Below are 13,765 nucleotides of genomic sequence, written 5' to 3' on the forward strand. Positions count from 1 at the left end.
GTCCAGAAGCTCATGTGGCGACCGGCTCTGCGGCGCTGCCACCGAACAGGAGACTGAGACGATGATCCGCATTTCACAGACCTTGAGCGCCGCCGTTCTCGCAATCGCCGCCGCCGGCGCCGCCCTTGCCGGTCCCGCCGCGCTCACCGGCAACTCGCCCATCGGCGGCGCCGCCGAGGCCTACGCGGTGATCGCCGCGCCGCAGCGCCTCGCCGTCGAGGCCCCGGCGCCGAAGAGCGCCCAGGCGAGCGCCGCCATCGTCACCGGCGTGCTGCCCATCGCAGGCGCTCGCGACGCCTACGATCAGGGCGGCGTCGATCTGACCGCGGTGATGCGGGCGGCCCTCGTCACGCGCTGACCGCGCAGGCCCTCCTCCCCGCGCGGCCGCCGGCGTCTCAGGACTCGGCGGCGGCGCGGGCCTCCAGCACGTCGAACGGCACGCCCGGCTCCTGCTTGGACGGCCGAATCACCAGCGAGGTCTTCACGCTCGCCACGTTGGGCGCCGAAGTCAGGCTTCCGGTCAGAAAGGACTGGAAGGCTGAGAGGTCCGGCGCGACGCACTTCAGCAGGAAATCGATCTCGCCGTTGAGCATGTGGCACTCGCGCACCAGCGGCCAGCTCCGGCAAAGCCCCTCGAAGGCGACGAGGTCGGCCTCCGCCTGCTTCTGAAGGCCGACCATCGCGAACACCATCACCTCGAAGCCCAGCATCCGCGAATCGACCCGCGCGTGATAGCCTCTGATCAGGCCCCCTTCCTCGAGAGCGCGCACCCGTCTAAGGCAGGGCGGCGCCGAGATGCCCACGCGGCGCGAGAGCTCCACGTTGGTCATTCGCCCGTCCGCCTGCAACTCGGCGAGAATTTTTCGGTCGATCGGGTCGAGTTTGCCGACGCTCATGCTCGTTCCAAGGTTAATGTGGGCGTGCGCCGATGCACGCCGCGACGGGACGTGACCCTATTACCGGGGCGGCGGCGTTGGTGCAATAATGTTGCTCATACGAGAAACAAATGGAAACCGACTGCGCAAAAGGCGGGCGTCCCGCGATCTGGTCGCTCAGCGATGGGTCAGCCGGCAACGCGCGTCAGGCCCGGGCGCTGGCGCTGGCCGTGGCGCGACGCACGGGCGGCGAGGTCTGCGAGCTGCTGACAACGCCTCGTCGACCGTACGACCGCCTTCCGGCGTTTCTGTGGCCGCTCGGCGGCGCGCGGCCCGGCGGGTGGCCGTTCTCCGCGCTTGAGGACGCCGCGCCTTTCAAGCCGCCCTGGCCGGCGCTGGCGGTCGGCGCGGGGCGTCGTTCGGCGCCGATCGTGGCGGCGCTCGGCGCGCTCGGCCGCGCGAGCGGCGCGGCGGTGCGCACGGCGCAGGTGCTCAACCCGCAGATGCGGCTGGCGGCGTTCGACGCCGTTGTGGCGCCGGCGCATGACGGGCTCAGGGGCGCCAACGTGCTGGAGACGCTCGGCGCCCTGAACGACCTCGACGCCGCCGCGCTGCAACGCGAGGCAGCGGCATGGGAGCGGCGGCTCGGCCATCTGCCTAGACCCCGCATAGCCGTGCTGGTCGGCGGGCCGAGCCGCTCGGCGGCCTTCGGCGCGCAGGCGCTGGAGCGGCTTGGCGACGGGCTCGCCCGGCTGGCCGTGGACGGCGCCGGCCTGATGATCACGCCGTCGCGCCGCACGCCGCGCGCCGTGGTGGACAGGCTTGCGGACGCCGTGGGCGGGCTCGGCGGCTGGATCTGGCCCGGCGTCGGCGACAACCCCTATCCGGCGATCCTCGCGCTCGCCGACGCCGTCGTTGCGACCGAGGATTCGGTCAACATGGCCTCCGAGGCGGCGACCGTGGGCAAGCCGCTGTTCATCAGCCCGGTGGATCGCGTGGCGCCGAAGCTTTCGCGCTTCCACGCGGCGCTGCGGGCGGCTGGCGCGTCGCGGCCCTTCACCGGCGAGTTCGCGCGCTGGCGCTATGCGCCGCTGCGCGAGGCCGACCGGGCGGCGGAGAGGGTGGCGGCGCTGCTCGCGCCCGCCTAAATAGGCGCGACGGCCGGAAAGGTGGCGTCCGGCTGCGGACGCCCAGGATCGGGAGAGCGGCATGGCTGGGGAAAAGCGCGCGCGGGTGCTCATCATCGGCTCCGGGCCGGCGGGCTACACGGCGGCGGTCTATGCGGCGCGCGCGATGCTGTCGCCGGTGCTCGTGCAGGGCATCCAGCCCGGCGGCCAGCTCACCATCACCACCGAGGTCGAGAACTGGCCCGGCGACGCGATGGTGATGGGGCCGGACCTGATGCAGCGCATGGAGGCCCATGCGCAGGCGGTCGGAACCGAGATCGTCACCGACATCGTCACGTCGCTCGACCTCTCGCAGCGGCCGTTCCGCGCGGTCGGTGATGGCGGGGCGGTCTATCTGGCCGACGCGGTCATCCTCGCGACCGGGGCGCAGGCGCGCTGGCTCGGCCTGCCGTCGGAGGAGAAGTTCAAGGGCTTCGGCGTCTCGGCCTGCGCCACCTGCGACGGCTTTTTCTATCGCGGCAAGCAGGTCGCGGTGATCGGCGGCGGCAACACCGCCGTGGAGGAGGCGCTCTATCTCACCAACCACGCCAGCAAGGTGACGCTGGTGCACCGGCGCGACAGCCTGCGCGCGGAGAAGATCCTGCAGGACCGGCTGTTCAGGCACCCGAAGATCGAGGTGATCTGGAACCACGCGGTTGACGAGGTGCTGGGCGGCGGCGACCCCGCCGGCGTCACCGGCCTGCGCCTGCGCGACGCCCGTGGCGGCGAGACGCGCGAGATCTCGGTGGACGGCGTCTTCATCGCCATCGGCCACGCGCCGGCCTCCGGCCTCGTCGCCGACCAGCTCGAACTGCACCATGGCGGCTATGTGAAGACGCAGGGCTTCTCGACCGCCACCGCCATTCCCGGCGTCTTCGCGGCCGGCGACGTGACCGACCACGTGTTCCGGCAGGCGGTGACCTCGGCCGGCATGGGCTGCATGGCGGCGCTGGAGGCGGAGAAGTTCCTGTCCGCGCTCGACGCCGGCGCGCCGCCCGCCGAGACCGCTTCGCAGGCGGCGGAATAGCGGCTTGCGGCTCGACCAGCGCCTCGTCGCGCTGGGGCTGGCGGGCTCGCGCGCCAGGGCGCAGGCGCTGATCGCCGAGGGCCTCGTGAGCGTAGACGGCGCGCCGGCCCGACGCGCCTCCCAGGCCACCGGCGACGGCGCCGAAGTCGCGCTGAGCGGCCCGGCCTCGCCGTGGGTCGGGCGGGGCGCGCTGAAGCTGCTGCACGGGCTCGACGTCTTCGGGCTCGACCCGACAGGAGCGCGCGCGCTGGACGTCGGCGCCTCCACCGGCGGCTTCACCCAGGCGCTGCTGGCGCGCGGCGCCGCCCATGTCTGGGCGCTTGACGTCGGCCACGGCCAGCTTGCGCCGGCGCTGGCGCAGGATCCGCGCGTAACCTCCATCGAAGGCGTGAACGCGCGCGACATGCCGGAGGATCTCGTGCCGGTGGTGAGCTGGATCGTCGCCGACGTCTCCTTCATCTCGCTGACGCTGGCGCTGCCGCGGGCGCTGGCGCGGGGCGTCACGCCCGGCGCGACGCTGGTGGCGCTGGTGAAGCCGCAGTTCGAGGCCGGCCGCGCCGCAGTCGGCCGCGGGGGCGTCGTGCGCGACCCGGCTGCGCGGGAGGCTGCCTGCGCGCGCGTCTCGGCCTTCCTCGCCGCCTCGGGCTGGCCGCCCATCGGGCTGACCGAGAGCCCCATCGCCGGCGGCGACGGCAACGTGGAGTTCCTCGTCGCGGCGCGGCGCCGCTGACGCCCCTCGACGGAGGGCCTGCGCGGCGCTAACGCAGCCCCATGACCGACCCGGACCCCATCGAGATCGCCCCCATCGACGTCGCCATCGACCGCCTCGGCCACCTCGGCGACGGCGTCGCGGACACGCCCTCCGGCCCGCTCTACGTCGCCGGCGCCCTGCCCGGAGAGATGGTTCGCGGGCGGCGCGAGGGCGAGCGGCTGGAGGATGTCGCGATCCTCGTCGCCGCGCCGGAGCGCGTCGTTCCGGCCTGCCGGCACTTCGGCGCCTGCGGCGGCTGCGCGACCCAGCACGCCGGCGACGACCTGCTCGCCCGGTGGAAGACCGCGATGGCGGCGGCGGCGCTCGCCTCCCAGGGGCTCGAAGCGCCCATCCGCCCCATCGCGGTCTCGCCCCCGGGCTCGCGCCGGCGCGTCGCGCTGAGCGGGCGGCGGACGAAGAAGACCACGCTGCTCGGCTTTCATGGCCGCGCCGACGCCGCGGTGACGCCCGTCTCCGAGTGCCCCGTGGCGCGCGGCGCGATCGTCGCCGCGCTGCCGGCGCTGCGCGAGATGGTGGGCCATGTCGCGTCGCGCTCCGGCGAGGCGCGCGTCGCGGCCACGGACGCCGAGGCGGGGCTCGACGTCGCGCTCTCGGGCCAGAAGCCGCTCGATGCGGCCCTGCGCGCGACGCTCGCCGCCATGGCCGAGGCGGCGGACTTCGCGCGCCTCACCTACAACGGCGAGCCGGTGGCCGACCGCCGCCCGCCCTTCCAGCGCTTCGGGGCGGCGCTCGTCACGCCGCCGCCGGACGGCTTCCTGCAGGCGACCGCCGAGGGGGAGGCGGCGCTCGTCGCCGCGGTTCTGGAGGCGGTGGGAGACGCGCCGCGCGTCGCCGACCTCTATGCGGGCTCCGGAACTTTCACGCTCCCGCTCGCGGCCCGGGCCACGACCCACGCGGTGGAGGAGAGCGCGGCGGCGCTGGCCGCGCTCGACGCCGGTTGGCGGCTGGCGAAGGGCCTGCGCACGGTCAGCACCGAGGCGCGCGACCTCGACCGCCGCCCCCTGCGCCCCGCCGAACTTGGCGGCTACGACGCCGTCGTGTTCGACCCGCCCCGCGCCGGGGCCGCGGCGCAGGCGGCGCAACTGGCGCTGCCGCGCGGACGCGGCGGACCCACGCGCATCGCCGCCGCAAGCTGCAACCCCGCCACCTTCGCACGCGACGCCCGCACGCTCGTCGACGGCGGCTGGCGGCTGGAATGGGTGCAGCCGGTGGATCAGTTCCGCTGGTCGCCCCATGTCGAACTCGCGGCGGCCTTCACCCGCGGGTGAGGGCCGCCGCCGTCGGGCGGCTCAGCGCCCGCGTCGCGCCGCCGCGCCGAGCGCGCCGAGGCCCGCCAGCATCAGCCAGACCGCCGCGGGCAGCGGGATCGGCGCCGGCGCCACCTCGAACGCCATGAACAGCGTGCGCTGGGCGGCGCTGAAATTGTTGTCGGCGGCGAGCACCAGCGTCTTGGAGCCGTTGTCGAGCATCGGCCCCCAGGCCGCGGCCTCGATGTTGTCGAGCGTCACGCCTTCGAAGACGAGCGCCATCTCCAGCAGCAGCTCGCGCGACATCGGCGTGTAGGCGGCGTCGATCAGGCTGTCGACGCCGAGGATGTCGGTCGTCGCGGCGTCGAACTCCGTCAGCGTCAGCCGGATGGTGTTGCCGACGCCGAAGGCGAAGGCGCGCTCGACGGCGATGAAGCTGTCGTCGTCGAGCGCGAGCAACTCCGGCAGGCCGTTGTCGGGGCCGAAGGGGGCGCCGGGCGCCGCGTCCACCGGGATCGGCGGCAGCGCGTAGGCGTATTGCGCGACGGCGCCGCCGGAGACCGGGTCCAGCTTGGTGACGCGAACGACGCTGCCGTTCGTGATGCTGGTGATCGGGCCGTCCTGGATCAGCGCGTCCTCGTTGGCGGTGAACACATGCCCGTCCGGCGTGACGGCGAGGGCCTCGAACAGCTTGTTGGAGCGGCCTCCAGTGGTGGCGTTGTCGACGTAGTCGAACTGCGCGGGCGTGTCGAACTCCCGCACGAAGCCGCCATCGAGCGTCATCTCGCGCACGAAGGGCTGGAACAGCGCGTCCGGGTTCGCGCTGAAATTGCCCTCGCTCGAGACGTAGAGGTTGCCGTTCGGCGCCACGCGGACACCCTCAGGGTCGACCGTGCGCTGGTCGGAGGGGAACTGCGTCCCGTCGGGCCGGCGCAGGAAGGTCTGGCTCTCGATCGTCGCGGCGTGAAAGCCGCTCGCGTCGATGTCGAGGTTCATCGTGTAGAAGCGGGGTGCGCCGCGCTCGCCGCCGCGATCGTCGGAAAGCGCGATGAAGCGGCCGTCCGCCAGACGGTCTAGCCCCGAGACGCCGCCGAACTCGACGCCCTCGAACAGAAAGCCCGTCGCGATTTCCTGCGTGCCGATCAGGCGCAGCGAGAGCGGCGCGGCGGCGGCGGAGCCCGCCGCGATGGCGGCGACGGCGGCGAGAACGAAGACGCGCATGGCGGAACTCCCGACAGGGTTGTGCGCGCCGGCGCGGCGCGCAATCGGGAGTTGGTTAACGCCGTTGTGCGACGCTGCGGCCACGCGAGCGAGACGGACCGGTGACAGACGCTCAGCGGTTCCCGCGCGCGGCGAAGCGGCCGGCCTCCTCGGCGGCGCGCATCAGGGCGCGGGCCTTGTGGACGGTCTCCATGCGTTCGGCCTCCGGGTCGCTGTCATGCACCACGCCGCCGCCGGCCTGCACATGCATCCGCCCGTCCTTGAGCACGGCGGTGCGCAGCGCGATGCACACGTCCATGTCTCCCCCGGCGCCGAAATAGCCCACGCCCCCGGCGTAGACGCCGCGCTTCTCGCTCTCCAGTTCGTCGATGATCTCCATCGCCCGCACCTTCGGCGCGCCCGAGACGGTGCCGGCGGGCAGCCCCGCCAGCAGCGCCGAGAGCGCGTCATGCTCGGGCCGCAGCCGCCCGTCGACGTTGGAGACGATGTGCATCACATGGCTGTAGCGTTCGATGGTGAACTGGGCGTTGGGGTCCACCGTGCCGACCTGAGCCACCCGGCCGACGTCGTTGCGGCCGAGGTCGAGCAACATGAGGTGCTCGGCGCGCTCCTTGGGGTCGGCGAGCAGCTCCGCCTCCAGCCGCGCATCCTCTTCCGGCGTCGCGCCGCGGGGCCGCGTGCCGGCGATGGGGCGGATGGTGACGACGTCGCCGCGCACCCGCACCAGCGTCTCGGGGCTGGCGCCGACGATCTGGAAGTCGCCGAGGTTGAAGAAGAACATGTAGGGCGAAGGGTTGGTGCGCCTCAGCGCGCGGTAGAGCGCGAAGGGCGGTGGCGCGAAGGGCGTCGTCCAGCGCTGCGACGGCACCACCTGGAAGATGTCGCCGGCGGCGATGTACTCCTTCGCCTTGACCACCATGGCGCGATAGGCGTCCTCGGAGGTGTTGGAGACCGGCTCCAGCGGCTCGGCGAGCGGCGTCTCGGCGCCGCGCTCGGCCGCCGGCGCGCGGTCGAGCGCGTCGAGCGCGTCGGACAGGCGCTCCGCGGCGCGGGCGTAGGCGGCGCGGGCGGGCTCGCCGTTCGCCGCCCACACCGGCGCGACGAGCGTCACCTCGTCCTTCACCGTGTCGAGCACCGCGACGACCGTGGGTCGCATCAGCACCGCGTCGGGCAGGTTCAGCGGGTCGGGGTTCGGCGCCGGCAGCCGCTCGACCAGCCGCACCATGTCATAGCCGAAATAGCCGAACAGGCCCGCGGCCATCGGCGGCATGCCGTCGGGCAGATCGATGCGGCTTTCCGCCAGCAGCGCGCGCAGCGAGGCGAGCGGATCGAGCGTCTCCGGCGCGTAGGCGTCGGGGTCGTAGCGCGCGGCGCGGTTGATCTCGGCGGTCTCGCCGCGGCAGCGCCAGATCAGGTCGGGCTTCATGCCGATGATCGAGTAGCGCCCGCGCACCTCGCCGCCGGTGACGCTCTCCAGAAGAAAGCTGTCGGCCCGCGCCTCGGCCAGCTTCAGCATCAGCGAAACGGGGGTATCGAGGTCGGCGACGATGCGCGTCCAGAGCACCTGGTTGGCGCCGGTCGCGGCGGCGACCTCGAAATCCGCGAATCCGGGCCGGATCTCCACGGCTCAGGCGCCGATCTGAGCCAGCGCCGCGTCGAGCGCCTGCTGGTTGATCGAGACGCCGGCCTCCGCCTCGAGCGCGCGACCGAGATAGTCGACCTGATCGGCGGCGAGCGAGGCGGCCAGCGTGCGCGCCAGCGCCTCCCGCGCCGCAGGGTCCGATGGCGGGATGATCTCGCGCAGCACGGCGACGGTCGCCGAGGCGCCGGCGACGCTGACGGCCGCGGCGCCGGGCTGCGCGGCGAAGAGCGCGGCGCGGGCGTCCTCGCCGAGCCGGGGGTCGGGGTCGTCGCGGCGCATCGGGCCGAGCGGCTCGATGGCGAGGCCGAGGTCGTCGGCGACGCCCTCCAGCGTCTCGCCGCCGGCGATGCGGGCGCGGGCGGCCTCGGCGGCCTCGCCGAGGGCGTCCACGGCCCATGCGCGTCGCCAGTCCGCGGCGACCGCGTCGCGGATCGCCTCAAGCGGCGGCGTGACGGCGGGCTTCACCGCGTTCACGCGCACCAGGACGTAGCCGCCGGAGGGCAGGCGGACGAGGTCGCGCTCCTCGCCGACCGACGCGGCGAACGCCTCCTCGCGCAGCGCGCGCGCGCCCTCGGGTCCGCCGGGCAGGTCTGCCGGCGCGCCGGCCGCCTGCAGCGAGGCGTCGCCGCCGAGCGGCAGGCCGAGTTCGGCGGAGATCTCCTCCAGCGTCGCGCCGCCGGCGGCGAGGTCGGCGACCTCCTCCGCCATGCGGTCGGCCTCCGGCCGGCCGCGCTCCGCCGCGATCTCCTCCGCGAGCAGACTGCGCGCCGCCTCGAACGGCGTCACGTCCTCGGGCGTGATCCGCGTCACGTCGAGCAGGGCGAAGCCGCCCGCCGTCTGCGCCGGACCCGCGACTCCGGGCGCCTCCAGCGCAAACGCCGCCTCCCCGCGCGCGTCGAACAGGTCGTCGCGCCGGACCGGGCCGAGGGCGGCGTCCGCCCGCGTCAGCCGCTTCTCCGCAAGCAGCGCGTCGAAGTCCGCCGCGCCCGAGCGCACGCGCTCGGCGGCGGCCTCCGCCTCGGCGCTTGTGTCGTAGACGATCTGATCGATGGCGCGCGTCGCCGGCTCTGAGAACCGCGACAGCTGGGCGTCATAGGCCGCGCGCAGGTCGCTTTCGGGGATATCGCCGGCCAGCGCCGCCGGCTCGATCGAGATCCATGTGACATCGCGCCGCTCCGGCGCCTCGAACGCCTCGGCGTTGGCGTCGAGATGGGCCTGAAGCGCGGCGTCGTCGGGCTCGGGCGGCGCAAGGCCGAGCGCGTCGCGGCGCAGCGTGATCGCGTCGAAGCGGCGGCTCTCCTCGCGCAGCCGCAGGATCGCGTCGGTCATCGGCGCCGGGGCCGTCGCCCCCGCCTGCGCCGCGCCGATGATCTGCGCGGCGGCGAGGGTCTCGCGCACCGTCTGCTCGTAGGCCCCGACGGAGGGATAGGCGCGCGTCACCGTCGCCTGGTACTGCGCTGCGTCGAAAGCGCCGGCGACCTGGAAGGCGGGTTGCTGGCGGGCCTCTCGCGCGATGGCCTCGTCAGGGGCCGAGACGCCGAGCCGCGACGCTGCGTCCGCCAGCGCCGCCTCGCGCACCATCCGCGCCAGCACGAAGCGGTCCAGCCCGGAGGCGCGCAGATCGGCGGGGTCGATCCCGTAACGTTGCTGCTCGTTGCGCATGACGCGGGCGTAGAGGTTCGCCTCGATCGCCTGATCGCCCACCGTTGCGACGCGCGTGGAGAAGCCGCCGCCGATGTCGCCGATGCCCCACACCGCGAAGCTCGCCACCAGAAGCCCCAGCAGAACCTTGGCCACCCATGACCTGACGCCTCGGCGCAGCAAATCCAGCATCGGCCCAACCCTCCATCTCGCGCGGCGCGGACGTTATGCGCGCCCGCCCTGCGCGGCAAGGGAGGGGGCCGGCGGACCAGGGGGCGGCGGACCCGGCGCCGGGCGTGCGCGGCTCAGAGCCGGAACGCCTCGAGCCGGCGCAGCACCTCGGCCAGCCCCGCCGCGTCGGCGTTGGCGAAGGCGAGCCGCAGCGTCGCCTCGGCGGTCCCGTCGCCGCCTTCCGCGCGCATCGGGTTGAACATCGTCCCCGGCAGCACGAGCAGGTTGGCGCGGTCCGCCAACGCCTTCGCCACGACGTCCGACGGCGCGTCGAACGGGTGCGCGAGATGGGCGAAGTAGGCCCCCGAGGAGAGCAGCCGCCAGCCGCCCGGCCCTGCGCCAAGCTCCCCGGCGAACCCGTCCCGCAGCGCGTCGCGTCGGCGCAGGATCTCCAGCCGCTCGCCGGCGACCCAGTCGCCCATGCGCCTGATCCCGGCCAGCGCCGCGATCTGGCCGAGCTGGTTGGGGCAGATGGTCGTCGTGTCGAGGAACTTCTCCGCCTGCGCCAGCCGCGCCGGCGAGGCCAGCATCGCGCCGACGCGGTGGCCGGTGAGGCGATAGACCTTCGAGAAGCTGTAGAGCTGGATCACCGTGTCGCCCCATCCGGGCGCGGCGAAGAGGTCGTGCGGCGGGCCGTCGCCGGAGTGGAAGTCGCGGTAGGTCTCGTCCAGCACCAGCGCGAGGCCACGCTCGCCGCAGAGGTCGCGGAACGCCGCGAGCAGGCCCGCCGTATACTCAGCCCCGGTGGGGTTGTTCGGCGTGACCAGCACGACGGCGCGGGTGCGCGGGCCGATGAGCGCCGCGGCGCGCTCGGGGCTCGGCAGGCCGGCCTCGTCGCAGGGCAGGGGCCGCGTGACCACGCCCGCCATGTCGAGCCACATGCGATGGTTGAAGTACCAGGGCGAGGGCAGGATCACCTCGTCGCCAGGGCCCGCCAGCGTCGCCACGGCGGCGCAGAAGGCCTGGTTGCAGCCGGACGTGATCGCCACGGCCTCTGGCGCGATGGCGGCGCGATAGTGCGCCGACCACCGCTCGGCGACCGCCTCGCGCAGCGCCGGCAGCCCCAGCACCGGCCCGTAGAGATGCGCCTGCGGGTCGTTCAGCGCCGCCTCGGCGATGGCCTCGCGCAGCGGCCGAGGCGGCGGATCGACCGGCGCGGCCTGGCTGAGATTGATGAGCGGCGTCTCGGGCGGAAAGCTGCGCCCCGCGATCCAGGCGCGCGCGGCCATCACGGGCGGCTCTGCGGTGGCTGTCAGCGCGGGGGAGAATGCGGCGGCGGTCATGCGGCGTCCTTCAGGTCGCAGGCGGGGTCGGCGATGCGGGCGGCGTCCGGCGAGACGCCGGCCTCCAGCCAGCGCTTGGCGGTCATGAACGCGCGCGCGTCGTTCATCGCGTCGACCGAGAGCAGCCGGTCGCCGGCGAAGCTCCACACCGACTGCGCGCCGGGCCGCGCGCCGGGCCGGACGACGACGCGGTCGCGCCCGTCCGACAGCCCGGCGATCTGGAGCTTGACGTCGTACTGGTCGGACCAGAACCACGGCGTCGGGTCGTAGACCGCCGGGCGGCCGAGCAGCGTCATGGCGGCGGCCTTGCCCATGTCGATGGCGTTCTGCACCGACTCAAGGCGCACCCGCCGTCCGCGCCACGGGAACGAGGCGCAGTCGCCCGCGGCGACGATGGCGGGGTCGGACGTCGCGCAGGCGGCGTCCGCCGCCACGCCGTTCTCCACCGCGAGCCCGGCCGCTTCGGCGAGCGCCGTCTCCGGCGCGACGCCGACGCCGACGATGGCGAGGTCGGCCGGGAACGTCTCGCCGTCGGCCATGCGCGCGCCGACCAGCCGCCCGCCCGCGCCCTCCAGCGCGCCCAGCGCCGCGCCCTCGCGCAGGTCTACGCCATGGCCGAGATGCAGCGCGCGGAAATAGTCGGCGGTCTCGCCGGGCGCGACGCGGCCGAGGATGCGCGGCGCCGCCTCGACGAGCCGCACGTCCATGCCCCGCTTGCGCGCGACCGCCGCGGCCTCCAGCCCGATATAGCCCCCGCCCACCACGAGCGCGCGGGCGCCCGGCGCCATCGCCGGCGCCATGGCGTCGACGTCGGCCAGCGCGCGCACCGTGTGGACGCCGGCGAGATCGCCGCCCATCGCCGCGGGCAGCCGGCGCGGCGCCGCGCCTCCGGCCAGGGCCAGCCGGTCATAGGGCAGCGCGCGGCCGTCGGCGAGCAGCACCCTGCGTCCGGCGCGGTCGATCGCCACGGCGGCGACGCCGAGGATGAGGTCGATCCCCGCCTCGGCGTAGAACGCCGGCGGTCGGAGCCACAGGCGCTCCGCCCCGATCTCGCCGAGCAGATAGGCCTTGGAGAGCGGAGGGCGCTGATAGGGCGGAGCTGGCTCGGCGCAGACTAGCGCGAGCGCGCCGGCGAACCCCTCGGCGCGCAGCGTCGCGGCGATCTCCAGCCCGGCCTGTCCGCCGCCGATTATGACGATCCGCCCGTCCATGCCGCCCCCTTCTCGCACCGCGGCGCCATCAGGCGGCGCCCGGCCGCGCCCGTCAACCGGGCCGCCGGGCCGCGCCCTCGCGGGCGGGCGGCTCGGCGGTCGACGCCGCAGCCGATGGCCATCCTCGTCCGGGCGCGCTAGCGAGGACGCGCTTGAGAGCGGGGCGGCGCGCGGGCGCCGAGGTGGAGGGCGTCTTGGAGCAGACCACTCTGGTGATCGCCGACGGGCGCGTGCTGACGCCGGGCGGCTTCGTCGCCGGCGATCTGGCGCTGTCGGGAGATCGGGTCGTCGGCGTCGGGACGGGTCGGGCGCCGGCGGGCGCCTCACGCCTCGACGCCTGCGGGCGGCTGGTGCTGCCCGGCGTCGTCGACATCCACGGCGACGCCTTCGAGTGGCAGATCGCGCCGCGGCCGAAATCCTCCTTTCCGCTCGACGTCGCGCTGATGGAGAGCGACCGGCAGCTGCTGGCGAACGGCGTCACCACCGCCTTTCACGCCGTCACGGTCTCGTGGGAGCCGGGGCTGCGCAGCCTCGAAAGCGCTGCGGCGATCGCCGCGCGGCTGGAGGCGCTGCGCGGCCGGCTGGCTTGCGACGCCCGCCTGCACATCCGCTGGGAGGTCTTCGCGCTCGAGGCGGTCGAGACGGTGCTCACATGGCTCGCCCGCCGTCCGACGCCGATCCTCGCCTTCAACGACCACGTCTCGAACGCCATGCTGAGCGGCCATGTCCAGGCGAAGTTGCCCCAGAGCGCTGAGCGGGCCGGCGTGTCGGAAGCCGCCTACCGCGCCTTGCTGGAACGCGTTTGGGCGCGGCGCGGGGAGACGCCGGACGCGGTCGCCCGCGTCGCGGCGGCCGCGCGGTCGGCGGGCGCCGTGCTGCTCGCCCACGACGAACGCAGCCCCGAGGAGCGAGCGCGCTTCCGCGCCCTCGGCGCCGCGACGTCGGAGTTTCCGATGAACCGCGAGACCGCCGCGGCGGCGCGGGCTGCGGGCGAGCACACGGTGCTGGGCGCGCCGAACGTCCTGCGCGGCGGCAGCCATATCGGGATGCTCGACGCCGGTCCGGCCGTGGCCGAAGGCCTCTGCACCGTGCTCGCGTCCGACTACTACTATCCCTCGCCCCTGCTGGCGGCGTTCCGCCTCGCGCGGGACGGGATCCTGCCGCTTGAGTCCGCCTGGGCGCTGGTCTCGGCCAACGCGGCGCAGGCCGCCGGCCTGCCCGACCGCGGCGCGCTCGCGCCCGGAATGCGGGCCGACGTCGTCGTGGTCGACGACGACGATCCGGAGGCGCCGAGGGTCGCCGCCGCCGTCGTCGCCGGACGGGTCGCGCTGCGGTCCGACTGAGCTGCGCCGCCATGCGCCCGGCCGGGCGCGACGGGCGCCGCGACTGTCACGGCGCCGTGACGAAGCTGCGCTAGCGTCTGTCCCGGCCGCCCTGAGCGGCGCTCCC

At 74.6% G+C, this 13,765-nt stretch carries 12 protein-coding genes; 6 read left to right on the plus strand and 6 right to left on the minus strand.

The window, feature by feature from the left end:
* The first annotated feature begins 61 nt into the window (after nt 1–61).
* On the plus strand, nt 62–358 hold the full coding sequence (locus BLW43_RS13020; RefSeq protein ID WP_093254088.1) for a hypothetical protein: 297 nt from the start codon (nt 62–64) through the stop codon (nt 356–358).
* A gap of 37 nt (nt 359–395) precedes the next feature.
* On the opposite strand, the gene BLW43_RS13025 is transcribed toward BLW43_RS13020, so the two are convergent.
* Nucleotides 396–896, minus strand: coding sequence for an Lrp/AsnC family transcriptional regulator (locus tag BLW43_RS13025; RefSeq protein ID WP_093254090.1), 501 nt, complete (start codon nt 894–896; stop codon nt 396–398).
* A 110-nt stretch (nt 897–1,006) separates the two neighbouring features.
* Between BLW43_RS13025 and BLW43_RS13030 the strand changes: the two genes are divergently transcribed.
* The 4 genes from BLW43_RS13030 to BLW43_RS13045 all read left to right on the plus strand — a co-directional run bounded on the left by BLW43_RS13030 (nt 1,007) and on the right by BLW43_RS13045 (nt 5,108).
* Nucleotides 1,007–2,023, plus strand: a complete 1,017-nt coding sequence (locus BLW43_RS13030) for a mitochondrial fission ELM1 family protein (protein WP_093254091.1) — start codon at nt 1,007–1,009, stop codon at nt 2,021–2,023.
* A 61-nt stretch (nt 2,024–2,084) separates the two neighbouring features.
* Nucleotides 2,085–3,068 (plus strand): thioredoxin-disulfide reductase, encoded by a 984-nt coding sequence (gene trxB / locus BLW43_RS13035; protein WP_093254093.1) that lies wholly within the window; start codon nt 2,085–2,087, stop codon nt 3,066–3,068.
* Nucleotides 3,069–3,072: 4 nt separating this feature from the next.
* Entirely contained in the window at nt 3,073–3,798 is a 726-nt protein-coding gene (locus BLW43_RS13040) for a TlyA family RNA methyltransferase (RefSeq protein ID WP_093254094.1), read from the plus strand.
* Nucleotides 3,799–3,839: 41 nt separating this feature from the next.
* Nucleotides 3,840–5,108 carry a class I SAM-dependent RNA methyltransferase gene (locus BLW43_RS13045; RefSeq protein ID WP_245731042.1) on the plus strand — a complete coding sequence of 423 codons (1,269 nt, stop codon included), beginning with the start codon at nt 3,840–3,842 and terminating at the stop codon, nt 5,106–5,108.
* A gap of 21 nt (nt 5,109–5,129) precedes the next feature.
* On the opposite strand, the gene BLW43_RS13050 is transcribed toward BLW43_RS13045, so the two are convergent.
* The 5 genes from BLW43_RS13050 to BLW43_RS13070 all read right to left on the minus strand — a co-directional run bounded on the left by BLW43_RS13050 (nt 5,130) and on the right by BLW43_RS13070 (nt 12,316).
* Nucleotides 5,130–6,308, minus strand: a complete 1,179-nt coding sequence (locus BLW43_RS13050; RefSeq protein ID WP_093254095.1) for an esterase-like activity of phytase family protein — start codon at nt 6,306–6,308, stop codon at nt 5,130–5,132.
* A gap of 112 nt (nt 6,309–6,420) precedes the next feature.
* Entirely contained in the window at nt 6,421–7,932 is a 1,512-nt protein-coding gene (gene trpE / locus BLW43_RS13055; protein ID WP_093254097.1) for an anthranilate synthase component I, read from the minus strand.
* 3 nt (nt 7,933–7,935) lie between these two features.
* Nucleotides 7,936–9,783 carry a peptidylprolyl isomerase gene (locus BLW43_RS13060; protein WP_093254099.1) on the minus strand — a complete coding sequence of 616 codons (1,848 nt, stop codon included), beginning with the start codon at nt 9,781–9,783 and terminating at the stop codon, nt 7,936–7,938.
* A gap of 113 nt (nt 9,784–9,896) precedes the next feature.
* The gene (locus BLW43_RS13065) at nt 9,897–11,105 is read right to left on the minus strand and encodes an aminotransferase (protein WP_093254100.1); all 1,209 of its coding nucleotides are present in this window, start codon (nt 11,103–11,105) and stop codon (nt 9,897–9,899) included.
* Complete coding sequence (locus tag BLW43_RS13070; RefSeq protein WP_093254102.1) at nt 11,102–12,316, minus strand: NAD(P)/FAD-dependent oxidoreductase; 1,215 nt, start codon at nt 12,314–12,316, stop codon at nt 11,102–11,104. Before BLW43_RS13070 ends, BLW43_RS13065 begins: the two co-directional genes overlap by 4 nt.
* A 194-nt stretch (nt 12,317–12,510) precedes the next feature.
* Between BLW43_RS13070 and BLW43_RS13075 the strand changes: the two genes are divergently transcribed.
* The gene (locus BLW43_RS13075; protein WP_093254103.1) at nt 12,511–13,659 is read left to right on the plus strand and encodes an alpha-D-ribose 1-methylphosphonate 5-triphosphate diphosphatase; all 1,149 of its coding nucleotides are present in this window, start codon (nt 12,511–12,513) and stop codon (nt 13,657–13,659) included.
* Nucleotides 13,660–13,765: the final 106 nt, after the last annotated feature.

The sequence above is a fragment of the Rubrimonas cliftonensis genome (genome assembly GCF_900107585.1).
GTDB classification, from domain to species: Bacteria; Pseudomonadota; Alphaproteobacteria; order Rhodobacterales; family Rhodobacteraceae; genus Rubrimonas; species Rubrimonas cliftonensis.